18 protein-coding genes and 3 tRNA genes are annotated in these 22814 nt (G+C 73.4%); 15 read left to right on the top strand and 6 right to left on the bottom strand.

Annotation, left to right across the window (positions count from 1 at the left end; translation table 11 throughout):
- Positions 1-464: 464 nt before the first annotated feature.
- Positions 465-1616 carry a PQQ-dependent sugar dehydrogenase gene (locus tag ACFSHS_RS07290; protein WP_376873598.1) on the bottom strand — a complete coding sequence of 384 codons (1152 nt, stop codon included), beginning with the start codon at positions 1614-1616 and terminating at the stop codon, positions 465-467.
- A gap of 50 nt (positions 1617-1666) precedes the next feature.
- Between ACFSHS_RS07290 and ACFSHS_RS07285 the strand changes: the two genes are divergently transcribed.
- Positions 1667-2614: a 2-hydroxyacid dehydrogenase gene (locus ACFSHS_RS07285; protein WP_376873596.1), complete on the top strand. Its 948-nt coding sequence runs from the start codon at positions 1667-1669 to the stop codon at positions 2612-2614.
- A gap of 4 nt (positions 2615-2618) precedes the next feature.
- Here ACFSHS_RS07285 and ACFSHS_RS07280 read toward each other — a convergent pair whose 3' ends face one another.
- Both ACFSHS_RS07280 and ACFSHS_RS07275 read right to left on the bottom strand, forming a co-directional pair.
- Positions 2619-2996 carry a PH domain-containing protein gene (locus ACFSHS_RS07280; RefSeq protein WP_376873594.1) on the bottom strand — a complete coding sequence of 126 codons (378 nt, stop codon included), beginning with the start codon at positions 2994-2996 and terminating at the stop codon, positions 2619-2621.
- Between the two features lie 25 nt (positions 2997-3021).
- Complete coding sequence (locus ACFSHS_RS07275) at positions 3022-3864, bottom strand: helix-turn-helix transcriptional regulator (RefSeq protein WP_376873592.1); 843 nt, start codon at positions 3862-3864, stop codon at positions 3022-3024.
- Between the two features lie 85 nt (positions 3865-3949).
- On the opposite strand from ACFSHS_RS07275, the gene ilvD reads away from it, so the two are divergent.
- The 5 genes from ilvD (at position 3950) to ilvC (ending at position 12483) form a co-directional block, all read left to right on the top strand.
- Positions 3950-5677 carry a dihydroxy-acid dehydratase gene (gene ilvD / locus ACFSHS_RS07270; RefSeq protein ID WP_376873590.1) on the top strand — a complete coding sequence of 576 codons (1728 nt, stop codon included), beginning with the start codon at positions 3950-3952 and terminating at the stop codon, positions 5675-5677.
- A 111-nt stretch (positions 5678-5788) separates the two neighbouring features.
- On the top strand, positions 5789-8440 hold the full coding sequence (locus ACFSHS_RS07265) for a putative bifunctional diguanylate cyclase/phosphodiesterase (protein ID WP_376873588.1): 2652 nt from the start codon (positions 5789-5791) through the stop codon (positions 8438-8440).
- 398 nt (positions 8441-8838) lie between these two features.
- Positions 8839-10731: an acetolactate synthase large subunit gene (locus tag ACFSHS_RS07260; RefSeq protein WP_376873586.1), complete on the top strand. Its 1893-nt coding sequence runs from the start codon at positions 8839-8841 to the stop codon at positions 10729-10731.
- Between the two features lie 93 nt (positions 10732-10824).
- Positions 10825-11352 (top strand): acetolactate synthase small subunit, encoded by a 528-nt coding sequence (ilvN, locus tag ACFSHS_RS07255; protein WP_376873584.1) that lies wholly within the window; start codon positions 10825-10827, stop codon positions 11350-11352.
- A 21-nt stretch (positions 11353-11373) separates the two neighbouring features.
- On the top strand, positions 11374-12483 hold the full coding sequence (ilvC, locus tag ACFSHS_RS07250; protein WP_376873604.1) for a ketol-acid reductoisomerase: 1110 nt from the start codon (positions 11374-11376) through the stop codon (positions 12481-12483).
- A gap of 150 nt (positions 12484-12633) precedes the next feature.
- On the opposite strand, the gene ACFSHS_RS07245 is transcribed toward ilvC, so the two are convergent.
- The gene (locus ACFSHS_RS07245; RefSeq protein ID WP_376873582.1) at positions 12634-13554 is read right to left on the bottom strand and encodes a hypothetical protein; all 921 of its coding nucleotides are present in this window, start codon (positions 13552-13554) and stop codon (positions 12634-12636) included.
- 134 nt (positions 13555-13688) lie between these two features.
- Between ACFSHS_RS07245 and serA the strand changes: the two genes are divergently transcribed.
- From serA to cimA, 3 genes are all read left to right on the top strand, one after another.
- A complete protein-coding gene (serA, locus tag ACFSHS_RS07240) occupies positions 13689-15302 on the top strand; it encodes a phosphoglycerate dehydrogenase (RefSeq protein WP_376873580.1) in 1614 nt (537 codons plus the stop codon).
- Positions 15303-15318: 16 nt separating this feature from the next.
- Positions 15319-16341 carry a 3-isopropylmalate dehydrogenase gene (locus tag ACFSHS_RS07235; RefSeq protein ID WP_376873578.1) on the top strand — a complete coding sequence of 341 codons (1023 nt, stop codon included), beginning with the start codon at positions 15319-15321 and terminating at the stop codon, positions 16339-16341.
- Between the two features lie 310 nt (positions 16342-16651).
- Entirely contained in the window at positions 16652-18253 is a 1602-nt protein-coding gene (gene cimA, locus ACFSHS_RS07230) for a citramalate synthase (RefSeq protein ID WP_376873576.1), read from the top strand.
- Between the two features lie 6 nt (positions 18254-18259).
- Here the strand turns inward: cimA and ACFSHS_RS07225 are convergent, their stop codons facing one another.
- Positions 18260-18640: a VOC family protein gene (locus ACFSHS_RS07225; protein WP_376873574.1), complete on the bottom strand. Its 381-nt coding sequence runs from the start codon at positions 18638-18640 to the stop codon at positions 18260-18262.
- Positions 18641-18694: 54 nt separating this feature from the next.
- Here ACFSHS_RS07225 and ACFSHS_RS07220 point away from each other — a divergent pair, with 54 nt between their 5' ends.
- Positions 18695-19513 carry a fumarylacetoacetate hydrolase family protein gene (locus ACFSHS_RS07220; protein ID WP_376873572.1) on the top strand — a complete coding sequence of 273 codons (819 nt, stop codon included), beginning with the start codon at positions 18695-18697 and terminating at the stop codon, positions 19511-19513.
- A complete protein-coding gene (gltX, locus tag ACFSHS_RS07215) occupies positions 19510-21006 on the top strand; it encodes a glutamate--tRNA ligase (RefSeq protein WP_376873570.1) in 1497 nt (498 codons plus the stop codon). The genes ACFSHS_RS07220 and gltX overlap by 4 nt, the downstream gene beginning before the upstream one ends.
- Before the next feature lie 232 nt (positions 21007-21238).
- On the opposite strand, the gene ACFSHS_RS07210 is transcribed toward gltX, so the two are convergent.
- Positions 21239-21451, bottom strand: a complete 213-nt coding sequence (locus ACFSHS_RS07210) for a hypothetical protein (RefSeq protein ID WP_376873568.1) — start codon at positions 21449-21451, stop codon at positions 21239-21241.
- Between ACFSHS_RS07210 and ACFSHS_RS07205 the strand changes: the two genes are divergently transcribed.
- The 4 genes from ACFSHS_RS07205 to ACFSHS_RS07190 all read left to right on the top strand — a co-directional run bounded on the left by ACFSHS_RS07205 (position 21450) and on the right by ACFSHS_RS07190 (position 22796).
- Positions 21450-22370 (top strand): CPBP family intramembrane glutamic endopeptidase, encoded by a 921-nt coding sequence (locus ACFSHS_RS07205; protein ID WP_376873566.1) that lies wholly within the window; start codon positions 21450-21452, stop codon positions 22368-22370. The two genes, ACFSHS_RS07210 and ACFSHS_RS07205, sit on opposite strands and share 2 nt — an antisense overlap.
- Positions 22371-22445: 75 nt before the next feature.
- Positions 22446-22517 (top strand) — tRNA-Gln (locus ACFSHS_RS07200).
- 34 nt (positions 22518-22551) lie between these two features.
- Positions 22552-22624 (top strand) — tRNA-Glu (locus tag ACFSHS_RS07195).
- A 99-nt stretch (positions 22625-22723) separates the two neighbouring features.
- Positions 22724-22796: transfer RNA gene (locus ACFSHS_RS07190), tRNA-Glu, on the top strand.
- Positions 22797-22814: the final 18 nt, after the last annotated feature.

Genomic DNA, 22814 nt, shown 5'->3' with positions numbered 1-22814 from the left:
CAGCGCGATCTCGGCATCGCTCCGGGCCCCGACCGGCAGCAGCTCACCCAACCGGCTCGGCCGCGCCGTCACCCCCGCCGGCAGCACCTCCACCGGACAGGGCGCCACATCCAACGGCGCCACCGTCACCGCGACCCCGAACCCGACCTCGAACACATGAACGAATCTACGGACAGGGTCTGACAGTTCTGGCCGGTCACCAGCGCGTTCTCCGAGAGATTTTCGCGTACCGCGGCGATGGGGCCGTCCCGTCGTCGCGCCGGACCACCGCGGCTGGAGCGCGCCTGGCCGTCGGCCACCCGGCACCGTCGAGCGGGCGGCCACGCCGCACCGTCGAGCGGGCGGTCGAGGGCCGCGCGCAGCCGGCGACCATGCGCCCACGCCGGCGACCGGGTGGCAGCTCGACCCAGAGGGGCGAGGTGTCGGAGGGCGAGGTGTCGGAGGGCGAGGTGTCGGAGGGGGTGTCAGAGGGGCGAGGTGCCGGCGGCGGACGGCGGCAGGACCCGGAGCACCCGGTCGTCCTCCTCGACGGGTGTCCCGACGCCGTCGCGGTTCGACGTGGTGATCCACAGCGCACCCTCGGCGTCGAGGACGACGGTGCGCAGCCGGCCGTACTCGCCGACCAGGAACTCCTCGGCGCCGCCGACGGCCATGCCGGTCCCGTCGAGGGCGTACGCGTGCACCCGCCGGCCGTCCAGCGCGCCGAGGAACACCCCGCCCCCCGCGGCGGCGCAGCCACCCAGTCCCGCCTCCTCGGCGGGTACGTCGATCAGCGGGGCGACGGTGCCGTAGTCCGCGCCGGCGGTCACCCGGTTCACCTCGTCGGGACCGTCACCGGCGTCGGTGGCGTACACCGTCACCTCCCCGGCCTCGTCGGGCAGCCCCGACTGGCAGAGGGCAGTGACGTCGCGGTGGCCGCGGCTGTAGACCGGGGTGGCATCCACCGGCCGCCCGAAGACGTCGATCCGCAGGACCTTGCCGGCCAGCGAGTCCGGGTTCCCGGCGAGCTCGGGGTTGCCGGTGTCTCCGGTGCCGATGAAGAGGTGACCGTCCGGGCCGAACAGGATCCCTCCGCCGTTGTGCCGGTCACCCCGCGGGATGCCGGTCAGCACGGGGTTCGGCGTCCCGCCGAGCGGGAAGCGGACCACCCGGTTGTCGGTCGCCGTGGAGACGTAGGCGAACAGCAGGCCGTCCTCGAGGTACGTCGGGGAGAGCGCCAGGCCCAGCAGCCCGCCGTCGCCGGCCGTGTCGATGCCCGGCACCGTCATGAGCTCGCGGGCGGGGGAGCGGTCGGGGAACACCTGGACCAGGCGGCCGGTGTCCCGCTCCCCGACGATCGCGCTGCCGTCGGGCAGGAGGACCAGCCCGGTGGGCACGGCGAGCCCGGAGGCGACCACGTTGGAGTCGCCGCCGTCCTCGCCGGCTCCCGGCTGCGCCGGGTCGCCGGGAACGGGGGCGCCCGACGAGGGCGGTCCCACCTCGGGCGGCGCCCCCTCCGGCACGGGGCGGAACGGGCCGCTGGGTTCGTACCCGTCGCTCCCGCACCCGGTCAGCACGACCGCGGTGAGCGCGACGGCGAGCAGTCGCGTCGTCCGTGCGCCCGCCCGTGATCCCACCCGGATCACAGTACGTGCGCGTGTGAGGGCGCCGCCTAGAGTCCGGAACCGTGCCTCACGTCGTTCTGCAGCCGGACGATCCCCTGCACGTTCTCGTGCCCTCGAGCGCGATCGCCGCCGCCGCGGAGGCGCTGTCCCCGCGCGTCCGCGCGCACCGCGTCGATCCGGACGACGGCCCGCCCGCCGGTGACGCCGCCCTGGCGCAGGTGTGGGTGCCGCGCGCCTCGGGAGCGACCCTCCCCGACAACGGGTTCATCGAGGCCCTGCCCCGCCTGCAGCTCGTGCAGCTGCTGAGCGCGGGCGCGGAGAAGTTCATCCGGCGGCTGCCCGAGCGGGTGGTGCTGTGCAACGCCCGGGGGGCGCACACGCCTGCGACGGCGGAGTGGGCGGTCACCACCACCCTCGCCGCCCAGCGCGGCATCCCGTTCTTCGTCCGCGAGCAGGACGCCGGCCGCTGGTCGTTCAGCACCCACCGGTCGCTGGTCGGAGCGCGCGTCCTCGTCGTCGGCGCGGGTGACATCGGCCGGGCGATCGGGCGGATGCTGGCCGGATTCGACGTCGAGCTGACCTACGTCGCCCGCACCGCGCGGGAGGGCGTGCGGGCCATGGGAGAGCTGCCGGACCTGCTGCCGCACGCCGACGTGGTCATCCTCATCGTCCCGGTGACCCCCGAGACGACCGGCATGGTGGACGCCGCCTTCCTCGCCGCGATGCCGGACGGCGCTCTCCTGGTCAACGCCGCCCGTGGCGTCATCGTGGACACCGACGCCCTGCTGGCCGAGCTGTCCAGCGGCCGGCTGAGGGCGGCACTGGACGTCACCGACCCCGAGCCGCTGCCGCCGGGGCACCCGCTGTGGACGGCGCCCGGCCTGCTGCTCACGCCGCACGTCGGCGGCGAGGTCCCCGAGACCGGTGCCCGAGCGACGCGGGCGGTCACCGACCAGCTCGCCCGGATCCTCGCCGGCCAGGAACTGCTCAACGTCGTCGAGAACTACTGACCGGTCACGCCGGCGGCACGGGCACGTCGATCCGGCCACCGGACACCGCGGCCAGCCGCGGGAGGTCGCGCGCCCGCAGCACCGGCAGCCGCACCTCGGTGCGCGCGGTGGTGACCAGCCGCAGCTCCCCGCGGGGGGCGACGCGGATCCCGGCGACGCGGGCCCAGGGCACCAGCCGGCGGCCGAACGCCGACCGCACGATCACCCCGTCGTCCCCGACGTCGACACCGACCCGCACCACCCACGTCGCGATGGCCGCAGGCACGAGGAGGAGCAGCAGCGTCCAGGCCGACACGGTGGCCAGCGGGAGCATGCAGATGACGAGGAGACCCACGGGCAGCAGGGCGGTCCGGCTCATCCGGATGCGGGCGGGAGCGCTCACGGACGGCCATCCTCCCAGGCAGCGGTCACCAGGCGCCGCGTCCCGGTTCCGGGGTCAGGCGACCGAGCTTGGCGGCTGTCTCGCTGCCCTCCGCGGCGGTGTAGACCACCAGCTGCAGCCCGGGGGCGTCCGCGGGGGTCAGCTGGTGGTGCTCCAGCAGCAACGTGCCGACCTCCGGGTGCTCGAAGCGCCGTTCGCCCGAGCTGAAGCGGTCGACGTCGTGGCTCGCCCAGCCGGTGCGGAAGTGTGGGCTGGCCGCCTCCAGGCGGGCGACGAGGTCGACCACCTCCCGGTCGGCGAGGCGCGGTCCCACCTCGGCGCGGAACTGGGTGAGGAAGCGCCGGCTGTCGGTGGTCCAGTCGCCGAGCAGCCTCCGCACGGCCGGGTCGGTGAAGACGAGCCAGAGCAGGTTCCGGTCCGCCGGCGGAACCGCTGCGACGCCGGGGTAGAGCCGCTCGTAGGCGCGGTTCCAGCCGACGATCGACCACGTGCCGGTGATCGCGTAGGCCGGCGACGGGCCGAGCGCGTCGATCAGCCGCTGCACGTGGGCCGGGAGGCCCTCCGTCGCATCCGCCGGGGCCGAGCTCCCGTGGCCGGCGAGCCGCCGGACGTACTCGTGCTCCGCCGGCGACATCCGCAGCGTGCGGGCCAGGGCGTCGATCACCTGTCGCGACGGTCGGATGTCGCGGCCCTGCTCGAGCCACGTGTACCAGGTGTGGCTCACGCCGGACAGGAGCGCCACCTCCTCGCGACGGAGGCCCGGGGTCCGGCGCGCCCCGCCGGCCGGGAGCCCCGCGGCAGCGGGGTCCACCTGGCGGCGACGCGAGACGAGGAAGCCGGCGAGCTCGCGGCGGGCGGACGGTGGCACGGGAACTCCGAGGGCAGTGGTGGTGTCGATACCAGTATCGACGCACTCCTTGTCCGCCGGCCGCACCGGCCTATCATCCGGGGACGTGACGATCGGCGAGGACCTCATCCCCGGCAACGACTCCCACAGCGGGACGCACAGTCCGCTGAAGCCTCGTAGCTACGAGGTGACCGACGGCATCGCCAAGGCACCGGCCCGCGCGATGCTCCGCGCGGTCGGCATGGGCGACGACGACTGGGGCAAGCCGCAGATCGGCGTCGCGTCGTCCTGGAACGAGATCACCCCCTGCAACCTCTCCCTCGACCGGCTGGCCAAGCGCGCCAAGGAGGGGGTGCACGCCGCCGGCGGCTACCCGCTGGAGTTCGGCACCATCTCCGTCTCCGACGGCATCTCGATGGGCCACGAGGGCATGCGCGCCTCGCTGGTCAGCCGCGAGGTGATCGCGGACTCGGTCGAGACGGTCATGTTCGCCGAGCGCCTCGACGGCTCGGTGCTGCTGGCCGGCTGCGACAAGTCGCTGCCCGGCATGCTGATGGCGGCTGCCCGCCTCGATCTGGCCAGCGTCTTCGTCTACTCGGGCTCGATCCTGCCGGGCAAGCTCGGCGACCGGGACAACCTCACGATCATCGACGTCTTCGAGGGCGTCGGGGCCTGCGCCCGGGGGCTGATCACCCGGGAAGAGCTCGACGCCATCGAGAAGGCCGCCTGTCCCAGCGAGGGGTCCTGCGGCGGCATGTACACCGCCAACACCATGGCCAGCGTGGCCGAGGCCCTGGGCATGGCGCTGCCCGGCAGCGCCGCGCCGCCGGCCCCGGACAGCCGCCGCGACGCCGTGGCGATCGCCTCCGGCGAGGCCGTGGTGAACCTGCTCCGCAAGGGCATCACCGCCCGCCAGATCATGACGAAGAAGGCCTTCGAGAACGCCATCACCGTCGTCATGGCCCTCGGGGGCTCGACCAACGCCGTCCTGCACCTCATGGCCATCGCGCACGAGGCGCAGGTCGACCTGACCCTCGAGGACTTCAACCGGATCGGCGACCGCACGCCGCACCTGGCCGACGTCAAGCCGTTCGGCCGGTTCGTCATGACCGACATCGACCGCGTCGGTGGCGTCCCGGTCGTGCTGCGCGCCCTGCTCGACGCCGGCCTGCTGCACGGCGACGTGCTGACCGTCACCGGGAAGACCATGGCCGAGAACCTGGCTGAGATCGCCCCGCCGGACGTCGACGGCGCGATCATCCGCGCGATGGACGACCCGATCCACAAGACCGGTGGGCTGACCATCCTGCGCGGCTCGCTCTCGCCGGACGGAGCCGTGGTGAAGTCGGCCGGCTTCGACGCCGAGGTGTTCGAGGGCACGGCACGCGTCTTCGATGGCGAACAGGGGGCCATGGACGCCGTCACCGACGGCACGCTCCAGGCGGGCGACGTCGTGGTGATCCGGTACGAGGGGCCGAGGGGTGGTCCGGGCATGCGCGAGATGCTCGCGGTCACCGGCGCGATCAAGGGTGCCGGCCTCGGCAAGGACGTCCTGCTGCTGACCGACGGCCGGTTCTCCGGTGGCACGACGGGCCTGTGCGTCGGCCACGTGGCCCCGGAGGCGACCGACGGGGGACCGATCGCCTTCGTCCGCGACGGTGACCGGATCCGGCTCGATCTCTCCGCCCGCACCCTGGACCTGCTGGTCGACGAGGAGGAGCTCGCCCGCCGCCGCGAGGGCTGGGCCCCGCTGCCGCCGCGCTACACGACCGGCGTCCTGGGCAAGTACGCGAAGCTCGTCGGGTCGGCGGCCCAGGGCGCGATCTGCGGCTGACGCCCGCCCCCCGTACCCGACGGACCGTGCGGTCTCGGAAACCTCCCCCGGAGGGGTGACGGCCGCCGGGGTCGGCTCGTCACGCTCGGGAGAAGTGCCGACAGACCCGGTGTGGACCCGCGTCGGACTGTGCTGCTCGGCTGCGCCGCGCTCGGCCTGACCGGCTGCGCGGCGGCGGTCGCCGTGCCCTCGTGGCTCCCGGTGGCCGACGCGGGTGTCGCCGCCGTCGGCCTGATCGTGTCGGTGCTGCTGTGGAGCGTCGGCAGCTCGTCCGGTCGTGGTCTGCGCGGCTGGCGGCTGCTGGCGCTCGCCCCACCGCTGCCGGTCGCCGGCACCGCGCTCGCCTACCTCCTCCGGCCGGCCGACGGGATCGACCTGGCGGTGCTCCGCTGGGTCCCCACGGTGCCGGGTTACGTCATCGCGATCGTCGCGATCCTGACGCTCGTGGAGCGGTGTCGGCTGCGGGCCGGCCCCCGGGTCGCCGTCGAGCTGGCGTTGTTCACCTCTGCCTGCCTCGTCGCCGTCCAGATGATGATCGTCGGGCCGCGCGGCAGCTGGGCCGACCTGGAACTGGCCGAAGGGCTGGTGCTGGGCGCCGCGGTGGTCGCCACCTCGGTCACGATGGCGGCGGCGGTGACCGTGCTCGGCGTGGTCGACGTGCGTCGCCGCCGGATGGCCCTGGTCCTTCTCGCCGGCGCGGTGCTGCTCACCACCGGGCGGGCACTGGCCACGTCCGCGCTCATGTCGGGGAGCTCCGGGGTCCTCGACGGCAGCCGGTTCCTCGTCGTCTGCGGACTGTCCCTCCTCGGGCTCGCCGCGCTCATGGACCCGGGGCCCGCGCGGGAGCCCGCGGACCGGCACCCCGACGCCGGTGGACGTGCGACCGACCTCGGTCACGTCCTGCCGCACCTGGCGATGCTGCTGGCCATGACGGTGGCCGGCGTGGTGACGATGCTGGGTTCCCTCCCCAGCCAGGTCACGGTGACCGGTGTCCTTGCCTGCGCGGGGCTGGCCACGGCCCACCGCGTGCTCGCCCTGCGCGAGGAGCGGCGCACCGCCGCCCGGCTCCGGCGGAGCGAGGCGTACTTCCGGTCCCTGGTGCACTCCAGCGGGGACGGGGTGGTCATCCTCGACGACGCCCTCCGCATCAACTGGACGTCGCCGGCTCTCGAACGCGCCCTCGGGAACCCGGCACCGACCCTCCTCGGACGGCTGCTCCTCGAAGCGGTGCACCCCGACGACGTCCCCGCGCTGGCCGCGGTCCTGCCGGTCGCCGGGATCGCGCCGGACGCCGATCCGGGAGGCGCCGGCCTGCTGACCGTGCGGCTGCCCGACGCGGCAGGGGAGTGGCACTACCTGGAGGCAGGTGTCTCCGACCTGCGCCGGCACCCCGACGTGGGCGCGGTGGTCCTGCACTGCCGGGACATGACGGAGCGGAACGCGCGCGAACAGGCGCTGCAGGCCGTCGCCTACACCGACCCGATGACCGGCCTGCCCAACCGGGCCGGCGTCCTCCGGCTCCTCCAGGACGCGGTCACCGGCCCCGGCGGTCCCACGACGCTGCTGATGGTCGACCTGCTCGGGCTCACGGCCGCCCGGGAGAACGCCGGCCGGGAGACCGGTACCCTCGCTGTGGCCGAGATCGGACGCCGGCTGCGCGCCACCGTGCGCGGAGAGGACACCGTCGCGCGCATGGGCGGCGGCGCGTTCGCCGTCCTCAGCCATGGCGCCGACGCCGACGCCGACCGGCTGGCCCACCGCTGCCTGTCCGCCGTGGAGCAGCCCATCGTCACCCCGGCGGGCCTGGTCGAGCTGACCGCGGGCATCGGCGTGGTGGACATCGAGCAGGGGTCGGACGTCGAGGCGGTCCTCGCGCGGGCGGACCTGGCGGTGCGGGCCGCGCACGAGGCCGGCGCCGGAAGGGCCCGCCGGTACGACGACGCGCTCGGCGAAGCCGCGGCCCGACGTGACCTGCTCCGCTCCGAGCTGGCGGGCGCCGCGGCGCGCGACGAGCTCTACCTGCTCTTCCAGCCGATCGTGTCGCTGGAGGAGGAGCGGATCACCGGCGTCGAGGCGCAGCTGCGCTGGCGGCACGGCTCGCTCGGGGAGATCCCGCCGGTGGAGTTCGTCCCGCTGGCCGAGCGCGCCGGGCTGATCGGTGGGCTCGTCCGGTGGGGGCTGGAGGCGGCGGCCACGGCCGCCACCGGTCTGCCCGAAGCCGGGACTCCGCTGCGCATCGGCTTCACGGTGCCGTTCGGGTATCTCTCCGGCGGCACGCTCGTCACCGATGTCGAGTCCGCCCTGGCGGTGTCGGGTCTGTCCCCGGAGCGTCTGGTGCTCCAGATCGGCGCGCCCGCCGTCGCCTCGGACGACGAACGGCTCGCGCTCGACGTCTCCAGCGTGCGGCTGATGGGCGTGCACGTCGCGCTCGACGGGTTCGGCAGCGGCGCGTCCGCGCTGGCCCACCTGACCCGGCTGCCCATCGACATCGTGCGCCTGGACCGGTCCCTGATCTCCCGCATCGACCGCGATCCGCAGAGCCAGGCGCTGTGCGAGTCGGTCATCGGGATCGCCCGCGCACTGGGTCTCGACGTGGTCGGGGAGGGCGTCGAGACCGCGGCCCAGCTGGCCGCCCTCACGAAGTACGGCTGCGGGTTCGCGCAGGGCTTCGCCGTCGGGCGCCCCCTGCCCCTCCCGGGCATCACGGAGCTGGTCGCCGAGGGCGCCGCCGTGCTGCTGCCCGGCCTCGTCGGCTCGCGCTGAGCGGGGGATCCCGACCCGAGGACGCCCCGCGGCCCCGGTCGTGACCGCAGGCGGCGGCCCTCGCGCTCGCGCCCCCGGCGTCGCCGAGCTGCCGCCGCTCGACTCGACGCCTCCGACGCCGCGGTGCTCGCTCCGGAGGGCCCGGAAATGGACGCCGGTGTCCACAGAGTGGGACGGGTTGGTTGACGGCGCCCTCCGCCGAGGCGCACAGTGTGCAGGTGCCTCGCGCCTGCCCGCTCCACGACGGCTGCTCGCGCAGCCTCGTAGTTGCCTAGCGCGCCGGTCGCCGACCGACGCGCTGACCCCTCCGTGCCTGTGGCACGAGGGGTTTTTTGTTGCCCGAAGCCACACCTCGTACCGCCATTCACGACACGTGCCAGGCCCAGGAGAACGCCGAGATGACCACCACCCCGAGCGAGCACACCGCCCGTGAGACGTCCCGCGACGCCACCCGGGAGGCCGCCGCCGCCCTGACCGGCGTCGAGACGACGGCCCGCTCCGTCGCCGCGGCCGCCGCCCAGCCGGCGAGCGGCATCACCGGGGCGCAGAGCCTGGTCCGCTCCCTCGAGGCGGTCGGCGTCGAGGTCATCTTCGGCATCCCGGGCGGGGCGATCCTGCCCGCCTACGACCCGCTGTTCGACTCGAAGGTGCGCCACGTCCTCGTCCGCCACGAGCAGGGCGCCGGTCACGCGGCGACCGGGTACGCGCAGGCCACCGGGCGGGTGGGTGTCTGCATGGCGACCTCGGGCCCGGGTGCGACCAACCTGGTGACGCCGCTGGCCGACGCCTACATGGACTCGGTGCCGATCGTCGCGATCACCGGCCAGGTGCCCAGCCACGCCATCGGCACCGACGCCTTCCAGGAGGCCGACATCCGCGGCATCACGATGCCGATCACCAAGCACAACTTCCTCGTCACCGACGCCGCGGACATCCCGCAGCGGATCGCGGAGGCCTTCCACCTGGCGGCGACCGGCCGGCCCGGCCCGGTCCTGGTCGACATCCCGAAGGACGTCCTGCAGGCGACCACCGACTTCTCCTGGCCGCCGCGGCTGGACCTGCCCGGCTACAAGCCGACCACCCGACCCCACGGCAAGCAGGTGCGCGAGGCGGCCACGCTGATCGCCGGCGCCCGCCAGCCGGTCCTCTACGTCGGGGGCGGCGTGCTCAAGGCCGGCGCGACGGAGGAGCTCGCCGAGCTCGCCGAGCTGACCGGCGCGCCCGTGGTCACCACGCTGATGGCCCGCGGCGCCTTCCCCGACAGCCACCCGCAGAACCTCGGCATGCCCGGGATGCACGGGACCGTCGCCGCGGTGACCGCCCTGCAGAAGGCGGACCTCATCGTGGCCCTCGGGGCGCGCTTCGACGACCGGGTCACCGGCAACCTGTCGACCTTCGCGCCGAACGCGCAGGTGGTGCACGCCGACATCGACCCGGCCGAGATCGGCAAGAACCGCAAGGCGGACGTGCCGATCGTGGGCGACGCCAAGGAGACCATCGCCCAGCTGGTCGAGGCGTTGCGCGCGGACCGGCAGGCCGGCCGCACCGCGGACCTCACCGCCTGGTGGGCGCAGCTCGACGACTGGCGCGCCCGCTACCCGCTCGGCTACGACTGGCCCGAGGACGGCTCCCTGTCGCCGCAGTACGTGATCGAGCGGCTGGGGGCCATCGCGGGCCCGGACGCCATCTACGCCGCCGGTGTCGGCCAGCACCAGATGTGGGCCGCCCAGTTCGTGAAGTACGAGAAGCCGGGCACCTGGCTCAACAGCGGCGGGCTCGGGACCATGGGCTACGCCGTGCCGGCCGCCATGGGGGCGAAGTACGGCCGCCCGGAGGCCACCGTCTGGGCGATCGACGGTGACGGCTGCTTCCAGATGACCAACCAGGAGCTCGCCACCTGCGCCATGGAGGGCATCCCGATCAAGGTCGCCGTCATCAACAACGGCAACCTCGGCATGGTCCGGCAGTGGCAGACCCTCTTCTACGAGGGCCGCTACTCCAACACCAAGCTGCACGCCCGCAACCCCGACGGGACGCCCAAGCCGGTCCGCATCCCCGACTTCGTCACCCTCGCGGAGGCCCTCGGCTGCGTCGGGCTGCGCTGCGAGACCAAGGACGACGTCGACGCGGTCATCGAGAAGGCGATGGCGATCGACGACGCGCCGGTGGTCATCGACTTCGTGGTCGGCCACGACGCCCAGGTGTGGCCGATGGTCGCCGCGGGCGCCAGCAACGACGACATCCTGGCCGCCCGCGACGTGCGCCCGGTCTTCGGCGACGGACAGGTGTAGGACCCCCGTTCCCCCCACCCCTCGCTCCGCCCGGCGCGGGCCCCTGAACGGGGCCGTCACGGTGCCGGTCGATCTGAAAGGTCGCCTTCCGCAATGTCACGCCACACGCTGTCGGTGCTGGTCGAGAACAAGTCCGGTGTGCTGGCCCGCGTCTCGGCGCTGTTCAGCCGCCGTGGGTTCAACATCGAGTCGCTCGCCGTCGGGCCGACGGAGAACCCCGATCTCTCCCGCATGACGATCGTCGCCGACGCGGAGTCCGCGCCGCTGGAGCAGATCACCAAGCAGCTGAACAAGCTGGTCGAGGTGATCAAGATCGTCGAGCTGGACTCCGCCGCCGCGGTCCAGCGCGAGCTGCTGCTGGTCAAGGTCCGCGCGCCCATGGCCGAGCGGACCCAGGTCCTCCAGACCGCCGAGCTGTTCCGCGCGCGGGTCGTCGACGTCAACCCCGACACCGTGACCCTCGAGGCGACCGGCACCCCCGACAAGCTGCAGGCGCTGCTCGCCGTCCTCGCCCCGCTGGGCATCAAGGAGATGGCGCAGTCCGGGACCGTGGCCCTGGGCCGGGGTCCGCGGTCGATGTCGGGCGCCGGTACGTTGCGCCCGGTCGAACGCAGCGCCTGAAAGAGGACCGCTCTCCACCTCATCCCTCGCAAGCTCGGGCGAGCCTCCGGAGAGGGGCCGCCCGTCCGACTCCCGCACCGAACCGAAAGGACGTACCACCGCATGGCCGCCGAGATCTTCTACGACGACGACGCCGACCTCTCGATCATCCAGGGGCGCACCGTCGCCGTCCTGGGGTACGGCAGCCAGGGACACGCGCACGCGCTCTCCCTGCGTGACTCCGGGGTCGACGTCCGCGTCGGCCTCCCCGAGGGCAGCAAGAGCCGCCCCAAGGCCGAGGCCGAGGGGCTGCGGGTCGTCACCCCCGCCGAGGCGGCTGCCGAGGCCGACCTGATCATGATCCTGGCCCCCGACCACGTCCAGCGGACGCTCTACGCCGAGTCCGTCGAGCCCAACCTGCAGGACGGCGACGCGCTGTTCTTCGGCCATGGCTTCAACATCCGGTTCGGCTACATCAAGCCCCCGGCGGGCGTCGACGTCGCGATGGTGGCCCCCAAGGGCCCCGGTCACCTCGTGCGCCGGGAGTTCAGCGACGGCAAGGGCGTGCCCTGCCTGGTGGCCGTCGAGCAGGACGCCAGCGGCTCGGCGCTGCAGCTGGCGCTCTCCTACGCCAAGGGGATCGGCGGCACGCGTGCCGGCGTCATCAAGACGACCTTCACCGAGGAGACCGAGACCGACCTCTTCGGGGAGCAGGCAGTGCTGTGCGGCGGCATGTCCGCGCTCGTGACGGCCGGGTTCGAGACCCTGATCGACGCCGGGTACCAGCCCGAGATCGCCTACTTCGAGTGCCTGCACGAGCTCAAGCTGATCGTCGACCTCATGTACGAGGGCGGCATCGCCAAGCAGCGCTGGTCGGTGTCCGACACGGCCGAGTACGGCGACTACACCACGGGCCCCAAGATCATCGACCAGCACGTCAAGGACTCCATGAAGGAGGTCCTCGCCGCGATCAAGGACGGCTCGTGGGCCGCGGCCTTCATCGCCGACCAGGATGCCGGGGCGCCGGACTTCAAGCGCCGCCGCGCCGAGGCCGAGGCGCACCCGATCGAGGAGACCGGCCGCAAGCTGCGCGGTCTCATGAGCTGGGTGTCGGCGTCCGACGACTACACGGGCACCGCCGCCCGCAGCTGATCCGGGCGTCGAACGGCCCCCGCTGCCCGAGGCGGCGGGGGCCGTTCGCGTCGGGCCCGGGCCCGGCCTCCTCCGAGGTGCCGCGGCGAGCCCGCGATCCGCGGGCGCAGGGAGTCCCTCCCCGAGGAGTGGGGAGGACGGGGTCCTCGCTCAGCGACCGCGACGGGCCCGGTGGGCGGCGAAATAGCCGGCCGACTGCCGGACCGTCAGCAGGACGACCATCGCGACGGCCGCCACGAGCAGCAGCAGGCTCCACACGACGCCGCCCCCGCCCGACGAGTCCACGTTCCCGAGGCTGCCCAGGAACCCGAAGAGGGTGACGGCGATGGCGATCGAGCCACCGACGATCAGCAGCACCCGGCTGCGGCCGGTCAGGGCCCACACCGCACCCCAGATGGTCACCACCGTCCAGACGGCCATGAGCAGGGCGATGAGCAGCACGGCGGCGAAGATGCCGCTGGCCACGTCGTCGTCGTCGGCCAGGGACCCGAACACCGACGACGCCGCCGACCCGGCCGCGATCGTCAGGAGCGTGAAGATCACGCCGAGGGCGCCGAAGACGAAACCCAGCACGGAGGCGGTGACCACCGTGCCCGGCCTGGCCGGCTGGCCCGAACCGTACTGCCCGTACGAGGGCACCTGCCCGTACTGCTGACCGTAGGCGGGCTGCTGCCCGTACGGCGCCTGCTCGTACTGCCCTTGCCCGTACTGCGCTTGCCCGTACTGCGCTTGCCCGTACTGCGCTTGCCCGTACGGCGCTTGCCCGTACGGCGCCTGCCCGTACTGGGCCTGCCCGTACGCCTGCTGCCCGTAGCCGGGCTGGCCGGACTGCCCCTGGCCGTACTCCGCCTGCCCGTACTCCGCCTGCCCGTACTCGCCCTGCCCGTACTCGCCCTGCCCGTACTCGCCCTGTCCGTACCGGTCCCGGCCGTGCTCCTGGCCGTAGGGGGCCTGACCGCCGTACGGCTGCTGACCGTACTGCTGCTGTCGCGGCTCGGACCCGTACTGCGGAGTGCCGCCGGAACCCTGCGCGGGGGACTCGGGACGACCCTGGTTGTCGGACTGGCTCATGATCTCCTCCGTCGAGCGCCGGCGTTCCCGACCCCCGCGGCCAGGATGTCGGGGCGGCTGAACGGGCACAAGGACGCAGGTCCCCGCTGGTGCGGTGTCGTCCCACTCTGCGGACGCTCCTAGGCTGTCGCCCTGTGACCGCCACTGTGCCGGGGACCCTGCCCGTCGTCCTGATCGCCGAAGAGCTCGCACCGAGCGTGCTGGGGGTGCTCGGGACCGACGTGGAGATCCGGCACGTCGACGGAGCCGACCGCGGCGCGCTGCTGCCCGCCCTCGCCGACGCGGCGGCGGTGATGATCCGCAGCGCCACGCAGATCGACGCCGAGGCGCTCGCGGCCGCGCCGAACCTCAAGGTGGTCGCCCGCGCCGGCATCGGCCTGGACAACGTGGACGTCGCCGCCGCCACGGAGCGCGGCGTCATGGTGGTCAACGCACCGACGTCGAACATCGTCAGCGCCGCCGAGCACGCGGTCGCCCTGCTCCTCGCCGCCGCGCGGCACATCCCGGCCGCCGACGCGTCGCTGCGGGAGGGCGCCTGGAAGCGGTCGAAGTTCACCGGTGTCGAGGTGACCGAGAAGACCGTCGGTGTGGTCGGTCTGGGCCGCATCGGCGTCCTCGTGGCCCAGCGGCTGGCCGCGTTCGGCGTCACGCTGATCGCCTACGACCCCTACATCCAGCCCGGCCGCGCCGCGCAGCTGGGCGTGCGGCTGGTCCCGCTGGACGAGCTGCTCCGCGAGTCGGACTTCATCACCATCCACCTGCCGAAGACCCCGGAGACGGTCGGGTTGATCGGTGCCGCCGAGCTGGCCACCACGAAGCCGGGGGTCATCATCGTCAATGCCGCCCGCGGCGGGCTGGTCGACGAGGCAGCCCTGGTCGACGCCCTCTCCTCCGGTCAGGTGCGTGCGGCCGGCATCGACGTCTTCGCCAAGGAGCCGTGCACCGACAGCCCCCTGTTCGGGCTGCGCAACACCGTGGTCACGCCGCACCTGGGCGCGTCGACCACGGAGGCGCAGGACAAGGCCGGCACCGCCGTCGCCCGGTCGGTGCGGCTGGCGCTCCAGGGCGAGTTCGTGCCCGACGCGGTGAACGTCCAGGCCGGGGGCGTCGTCGCGGAGGACGTCCGGCCGGGGCTGCCGCTGGCCGAGAAGCTGGGGCGCGTGTTCACCGCCGTGGCCGGCGGCCTGGCCCAGTCGGTCAACGTCGAGGTGCGCGGCAAGATCGCCGAGTTCGACGTCTCCGTCGTGCAGCTGGCCGTCCTCAAGGGCGTGTTCTCGGACGTCGTCGAGGAGCAGGTGACGTACGTGAACGCCCCGCTGCTCGCGGAGCAGCGCGGCCTGGAGGTGTCGCTGTCCAGCGACATCGAGAGCCCCGACTACCGCAACCTCATCACCGTGCGCGGCGCGATGGCCGACGGCACGCAGATCACGGTCTCGGGCACGCTCTTCGGCAAGAACCAGGTGCCCAAGCTGACCGCGGTCAACGGGTTCGACATCGACCTCGACCTGTCGGGGTACCTGCTCTTCTTCGTCTACACCGACCGCCCGGGTGTCGTCGGCACGGTCGGTGCGGCCCTCGGCGAGGCGAGCATCAACATCGCCGGGGCGCAGGTCAGCCGGACCACCCGCGGCGGTGAGGCGCTGATGGCGGTCACCGTGGACAGCCGTGTGCCCGCCGAGCTGCTCGTTGACATCGCCGGCCACATCGGTGCCCGCGAGGCCCGGGCCGCCGACCTCAATCCGCTCTGACCTAGTGTCGGTCCCCATGCGCCTGGCAGTGATCGCTGGAGACGGTATCGGCCCCGAGGTCGTGGCCGAGGGCCTGAAGGTCCTGCGGGAGGTGGCCCCCGACGTCGAGCCCACCCACTACGACCTGGGCGCCATGCGGTGGCAGCGCACCGGTGAGCTGCTGCCCGACCCGGTCGTCGAGGAGCTGCGCGGGCACGACGCGATCCTGCTGGGCGCCATCGGCGACCCGAGCGTGCCGCCCGGCATCCTGGAGCGGGGACTGCTGCTGCGGCTGCGCTTCGAGCTCGACCACCACGTCAACCTCCGCCCGGCCCGGCTCTTCGACGGCGTCGCCAGCCCGCTGGCCGACCCCGGCACGATCGACATGCTGTGCGTGCGCGAGGGCACCGAGGGCCCCTACGTCGGCAACGGGGGCGTGCTGCGCAGGGACACGCCGCAGGAGGTCGCCACCGAGGTCAGCCTCAATACGGCGTTCGGCGTCGAGCGGGTGGTGCGCTACGCCTTCGAGCGGGCCGTCGCCCGGCCGCGCAGGCACCTCACGCTCATCCACAAGACCAACGTCCTCACCCACGCCGGTGGCCTGTGGTCGCGCACGGTGGAGGAGATCTCGGCCGAGTTCCCCGAGGTGACCGTCGCCTACCAGCACGTCGACGCCGCCTCGATGTTCTTCATCACCGACCCGGGTCGCTACGACGTCATCGTCACCGACAACCTCTTCGGCGACATCATCACCGACATCGCCGCCGCGGTGACCGGGGGCATCGGGCTGGCCGCCAGCGGCAACCTCGACGCGTCGGGGACCAACCCGGGCATGTTCGAGCCGGTGCACGGATCGGCCCCCGACATCGCCGGCCAGGGCGTCGCCGACCCGACCGCCACCGTGCTGTCGATCGGCCTGCTGCTCGAGCACCTCGGCCGCACCGAGCAGGCCCGGAAGGTCAACGCCGCCGTCGCCTTCGACCTCTCGACGCGTGCTCCGCAGGGGCCCGTGCGGACCAGCGAGGTCGGCGACCGGCTGGCAGCGCTCGCCTCGGGCTGAACGAGGGCCCCGTCCCTCTCCCCGCTCGCGACGGGTGTCCGGACGGGGCCGCTCCGCCTGGCCGGCGTGCCCGGCCGGCTGCCAGCCGGTCGGATCACCGCGGTGGGCACCGGGGGCGCGGGTCCGGTGGCCGCGTCTCCGGACCAGGGGTGCCGCCACGGACGTGCCGCGCGTGCTTTCATGGTGGCGATGCACACCGACGGCACGATCATCATCGCCTAGCGCGCAGTCACCTCCCCGACTGCGCGCAGACCTCCCGTACCCGGGGGGTCTTTTTCGTGTTCGGGCCCATTCCACCCGGGAGAGCACCGTGACCAGCACCGACTTCCACGTCTTCGACACCACCCTGCGCGACGGCGCCCAGCGCGAGGGCGTCAGCTACTCCGTGGCCGACAAGCTGGCCGTCGCCCGGCTGCTCGACGAGATCGGCGTGGGGTTCATCGAAGGCGGCTGGCCGGGCGCCCTGCCCAAGGACACCGAGTTCTTCGCCCGGGCCCGCACGGAGCTGAAGCTGCGGCACGCCCAGCTGGTCGCCTTCGGGGCCACCCGCAAGGCCGGGGTCCGCGTGGAGGACGACGGCCAGGTGCGGGCCCTCCTGGACGCCGGGACGCCGGTCGTCTGCCTCGTGGCGAAGTCCGACGTCCGCCACGTCCGGGACGCGCTCCGCACGACGCTGGAGGAGAACCTGGCGATGGTCGCCGACACCGTGGCCTTCTTCGTCGCGCACGGCCGGCGGGTGTTCCTCGACTGCGAGCACTTCTTCGACGGCTACGCCGCGGACCCCGACTACGGCGTGCGGGTGCTCGAGACGGCGTTCGCGGCCGGGGCGGAGGTCGGCGTCCTGTGCGACACGAACGGGGGCATGCTGCCGATGGGGGTCGGCCGCGTGGTGGCCGACGTGCGGGCACGCACCAGCGGCAGGCTGGGCATCCACTGCCAGGACGACACCGGCTGCGCCGTGGCCAACACCCTCGCGGCCGTGGAGGCGGGGGTCACCCACGTGCAGGGGACCGCCAACGGCTACGGCGAGCGGGCCGGCAACGCCGACACGTTCGCCCTCATCGGCAACCTGGTCACCAAGATGGGCCTGCCCGTGGTCCCCGCGGAGTGCCTGCGGGAGCTGCAGCGGGTGAGCCACGCGATCGCCGAGCTGGCCAACATCGCGCCCGACGAGCACCAGCCGTTCGTCGGTGCCTCGGCGTTCGCCCACAAGGCCGGTCTGCACGCCAGCGCCATCAAGGTGAGCCCCGAGCTGTACAACCACCTCGATCCCGCCGTGGTGGGCAACGACATGCGCATCCTGGTCACCGAGATGGCCGGCCGTGCCTCCGTCGAGCTCAAGGGCCGCGAGCTCGGGGTGGACCTGACGGGACACGACGACGCCATCGCCCGCGTCGTGGACCAGGTGAAGGTGCTGGAGGCTGACGGCTGGTCCTTCGAGGCCGCCGACGCCTCCTTCGAGCTCCTCCTCCGTTCTCAGCTCCCCGACGCGCCGCCCCCGCTGTTCGAGCTGGAGAGCTACAAGACCTCCGTCGAGCACTGGGGCAACGGCGTCGTCGTCAGCGAGGCGACCGTGAAGGTGCACCTGCTCAACCCGGACGGCAGCCGCGAGCGGGTCATCAGCACAGGCGAGGGCAACGGACCGGTGAACGCGCTCGACAACGCGCTGCGACAGGCCCTGATCGGTCGCTATCCGGAGCTGGCCGGCGTCTCGCTGGCCGACTACAAGGTGCGCATCCTCGGCTGGAAGGGCGGCACGAGCGCGACCACCCGCGTGCTCATCGACACCACCGACGGGGTGGGGGAGTGGACGACCGTCGGCGTCCACGACAACGTCGTGGAGGCCTCCTGGCACGCACTGGTCGACGCGCTGACGTATGCGGTCCTGCACCGGCCGACCCAGGCAGGCTGATCGACCTCAGAGCGGGTCGAGGCGGCTGCGCAGCAGGCAGAACTGGTTGCCCTCCGGATCGGCGAGCACGTGCCAGCCCTCGTCGCCGCGCTGCCCGACGTCGGCCCGGGTGGCGCCCAGGCCCAGCAGCCGGTCCAGCTCCTCGTCCTGCTCGCGGTCGGTGGGGTTGAGGTCGATGTGCAGCCGCACCTTGCCGGGCGTGGGATCGGGGACCGGCGCGAACACCAGCGTGGGTGCCGCACCCCCGAACCCGGCCTCGGGGCCGATCTCCACCGCGCCGTCCTCGTCCCGTCCCAGGATGCGGTAGTCCAGGACCGCGGCCCAGAAGGCGGCCAGGGCCCCGGGATCGCGGCTGTCGACGACGAGCTCGGTGAAACGGCAGGCCATGGGCGGCACGGTAGGGCCCCGGGCCGCCCGGCGCCCGGCGGTTAACCTCGCGGTGTGCGCATCGTCCGCTTCGCCTCACCCCAGGGCATGTCCTTCGGCGTCCTCGACGGGGACGGCCAGGTGGCCCAGATCGAGGGCCATCCCTTCGGCCGGATCTCCTTCACCGGGGCCCGCTACGCGCAGGCCGATGTCCGGCTGCTCTCGCCCATCCTGCCCAGCAAGGTCGTGTGCGTCGGCAAGAACTACGCCGACCACATCGAGGAGATGAAGGGGCTCACCGGCGACGCCCCGAAGCAGCCGCTGCTCTTCCTCAAGCCCTCCACCGCCGTCATCGGGCCCGGTGACGCGATCCGCATCCCGCCGGGCAGCACCAACGTGCACCACGAGGTCGAGCTCGCGGTGGTCATCGGTGCCCGCGGTGCCCGCAACGTGCCCCCCGAGCAGGTGCCGGGCAGCATCTTCGGCTACACGATCGGCAACGACGTGAGCGAGCGGGACATGCAGAGGAGCGACGGGCAGTGGACCCGCGCCAAGGGGTTCGACTCCTTCTGCCCGATCGGGCCCTGGATCGAGACCGACCTGGGTGCCCTGGGCCTCGACCCGGCCGACCTCGAGGTCACCTGCACGGTGGACGGCGAGCCCCGCCAGCAGGGCCGGACCAGCCAGCTGATCTTCGACGTCCCGACGCTGATCTCCTACATCTCGCAGGTCATGACCCTGCTCCCGGGCGACGTCGTCCTCACCGGCACGCCGTCCGGGGTCGGCCCGATCCGTCCGGGTCAGCGGGTGGAGTGCACGATCGAGGGCCTGGGCACGCTGACCAACACCGTCGCCGCGGCCGAGGGCCTGTCCACCGCGGGTGGCGCGCGATGAGTGCGGTCCGCACCCGGTTCTGCCCGTCGCCGACCGGGATGGTGCACGTCGGCCTGATGCGGACGGCGCTGTTCAACTGGGCACACGCCCGGCACGCCGGCGGCTCCTTCGTCTTCCGCATCGAGGACACCGACGCCGCTCGCGACTCCGAGGAGTCCTACCGGCACCTGCTCGACTGCCTGCGCTGGCTCGGCCTGGAGTGGGACGAGGGCCCGGAGGTGGGCGGCCCGCACGGCCCCTACCGGCAGTCCGAGCGGCACGACATCTACCGGGAGGTCGCCGCCAAGCTGGTGGCCGGCGGGCACGCCTACGAGTCGTTCTCCACCAACGACGAGGTGGAGGCGCGCCGGCTGGCGGCGGGACAGGACCCCAAGCTCGGCTACGACAACGCCGACCGGTTCCTCACCGACGCGCAGAGGGCCGCCTTCCGCGCCGAGGGGCGCGAGCCGGTGCTGCGGCTGCGGATGCCCGACGAGGACCTCGTCTGGACCGACCTGGTGCGCGGCGAGGTGCGCTTCGCCGCCGGGTCGGTGCCCGACTTCGTGCTCGTCCGGGGGAACGGCGCGCCGCTGTACCCCTTCGTCAACCCCGTCGACGACGCGCTGATGGAGATCACCGACGTGCTCCGCGGGGAGGACCTGCTGCCCTCCACCCCGCGACAGCTCGCCCTCTACGCCGCCCTGACCGACATCGGCGTCGCGCAGGACACCCCGCGGTTCGGCCACCTGCCGTACGTGACCGGCGAGGGCAACAAGAAGCTGTCCAAACGCGACCCGCAGTCCAACCTCGACGTCTACCGCGAGCGCGGCTTCCTGCCGGAGGGGTTCGCCAACTACCTAGCGCTGCTGGGCTGGTCGATCGCCGAGGACCGCGACATCTTCTCGATGGCCGAGATGGTGGAGGCCTTCGACGTCACGCGGGTGAGCGCCAACCCGGCGCGGTTCGACCTCAAGAAGGCCGAGGCCATCAACGCCACCCACCTGCGCGCCCTGCCGGTCGACGAGTTCATCGAGCGGGTCACGCCCTACCTGACCGCAGCCGGCCTCGTGAGCGAGCCGCCGACGGCCGAGCAGCGGCGGGTCCTGGAGGCGATCGCGCCGATGGCGCAGGAACGCATGATCGTGCTCTCGGAGGCGGTCGGCCTGCTGCGGTTCCTGTTCGTCGACGAGGTCGAGATCGAGCCGGCGGCGGCGGAGAAGCAGCTGTCCGGGCCCGAGGCCGCCGAGGTGCTCGACGCCGCCACCGCGGCCCTGGCCCAGCTGCCGGACTGGTCGACGGCGGCGATCGAGGAGGCGCTGAAGAGCGCCCTCGTCGAGGGGCTGGGCCGCAAGCCCCGGCAGGCGTTCGGGCCGGTGCGGGTGGCCGTCAGCGGCCGTACCGTGTCCCCTCCGCTCTACGAGTCGATCGAGCTCCTGGGGCGGGATCGAACCCTGGCCCGGCTGGCCGCGGCGCGGGCCGTGACCGACGGCGGGTCCGGTCCCTCGGCCGGATGACCGATCCCTGGGGCGATCCCGCCGTGGAGAGCTACGAGGGCCCCCCGCCCACGCGCCGTCCCGAACCGTGGCAGGTGCCCCGGCCGTGGGCCCCGCCGCCGTGGGGGTACCAGTCCTGGACGCCGCAGCCGCCCCTGCCCCAGCAGTGGGAGCAGCAGCCGGAGGGACGCGGCCGGCCGGCACCCGGCCAGTGGGCACCGCAGCCGTGGGGGGCCGGCCACCCGGCACCCGGTCAGTGGGCCCCGCAGCCCTGGACGCCGCAGCCCTGGACGTCCCAGCCCTCGACGTCCCAGCCCTGGGCACCGCAGCCCTGGACGCCGCAGCCCTGGACGCCCCAGCCCTGGACGCCGCAGCCCTGGGCGCCGCAGCTCCCGCCGGTGGTGCGGTGGGCCCCGCCGCCGGGCACGCCCCCGCACGACGAGCCCCGTTCCTTCCTGCAGGTCATGCGGTCACGGGACTGGGCGTGGTGGCGTCCGCTGCTGGGCCTGCTCCTGCTCGGCGTCGTGTACGTGGCCCTCGCCGTCGTCACGGCGATCGCCGGCGTGCTGGGCCTGCTCGCCTCCGGGGCCGACCCGGGCACGCTTCCCGACCTGGCGCTCGAGGAGCTCACCGACCCCTGGGTGCTGCTCTTCGTCAACGCGTCGCTGATCGTCGCGATCCCGTGCGTGTGGATGGTGTGGACCGTCGCCCACGGGATGAGCCGCGGGTGGTCCTCCTCGGTGCTGGCGCGCCTGCGCCCGCGGCTCCTGGTGCCGTACACCCTGATGGCCCTGGCCACCGTGGGCGTGGGCATCGGGCTGTCGGTGGTCATCACCTTCGTCGCGGGGGACGAGGAGGTGTCCGGCCCGATGCCGTCGTTCGGCTGGCTGCTGGTCGTGGTCCTGCTCACGACACCCCTGCAGTCGGCGGCGGAGGAGTACGTCTTCCGCGGCTACCTCAGCCAGGCGATCGCCGGGTGGATCCGCGCTCCGCGGACCGGCGCCCTGGTCGCGGCGGTGCTGAGCGCCCTGCTGTTCGCGGCCGCCCACGGCGCTCAGGACCCGCTGACGTTCCTCGACCGCTTCGCCTTCGGGCTGGTCGCCTCCGCCGTGGTGTGGCTGACCGGTGGTCTGGAGGCGGCGATCGCGCTGCACGCGGTGAACAACGTCGTCATCTTCGTGCTGGCCGGCGCGCTGGGGGAGGGGGTGGCGACCGAGGCGGTCCCGGCCGGCGTCGGCCTCACCTTCGCCGCGCTCAGCCTGACGACGATGGCCGCCTACGTCACCGTCGTCGCCCGGTCCCGGCGCCGGCTGCACCCCGAGATCTGGACGGCCGCCGTCGACCTGCGGGCACCGGCGGGGGCGTTCCCGGTTGTGGCGCGCTGACCCTCGGGCGGGGCGGTGCCACGGCCGCCGGATGCGTCAGGTATCGTCTTCTGCGGCGCCGTGAGGTGCCGCCCATGGGGTATGGGGTAATTGGCAGCCCGACGGTTTCTGGTTCCGTTAGTCTAGGTTCGAGTCCTGGTACCCCAGCGAGGAAGCAGTTCTCTCCTCCGCAGCACTGCACGGCCCCGTCGTCTAGCGGCCCAGGACGCCGCCCTCTCACGGCGGTAGCGAGGGTTCGAATCCCTTCGGGGCTACAGCACACGAGAGCCCCCGACCGTCACGGTCGGGGGCTCTCGGCGTTCCGGGCCCCCCTCGGCGGCGGCGCCGAGGGCCATGGCAGACTGTCGTGGCACGGCCCCGTCGTCTAGCGGCCTAGGACGCCGCCCTCTCACGGCGGTAGCGAGGGTTCGAATCCCTTCGGGGCTACAGCACACGAGAGCCCCC

This window comes from Blastococcus deserti (genome assembly GCF_042682525.1).
Classification (GTDB): Bacteria; Actinomycetota; Actinomycetes; order Mycobacteriales; family Geodermatophilaceae; genus Blastococcus_B; species Blastococcus_B deserti.
This window is presented reverse-complemented; position numbering and strand designations above follow the sequence as displayed.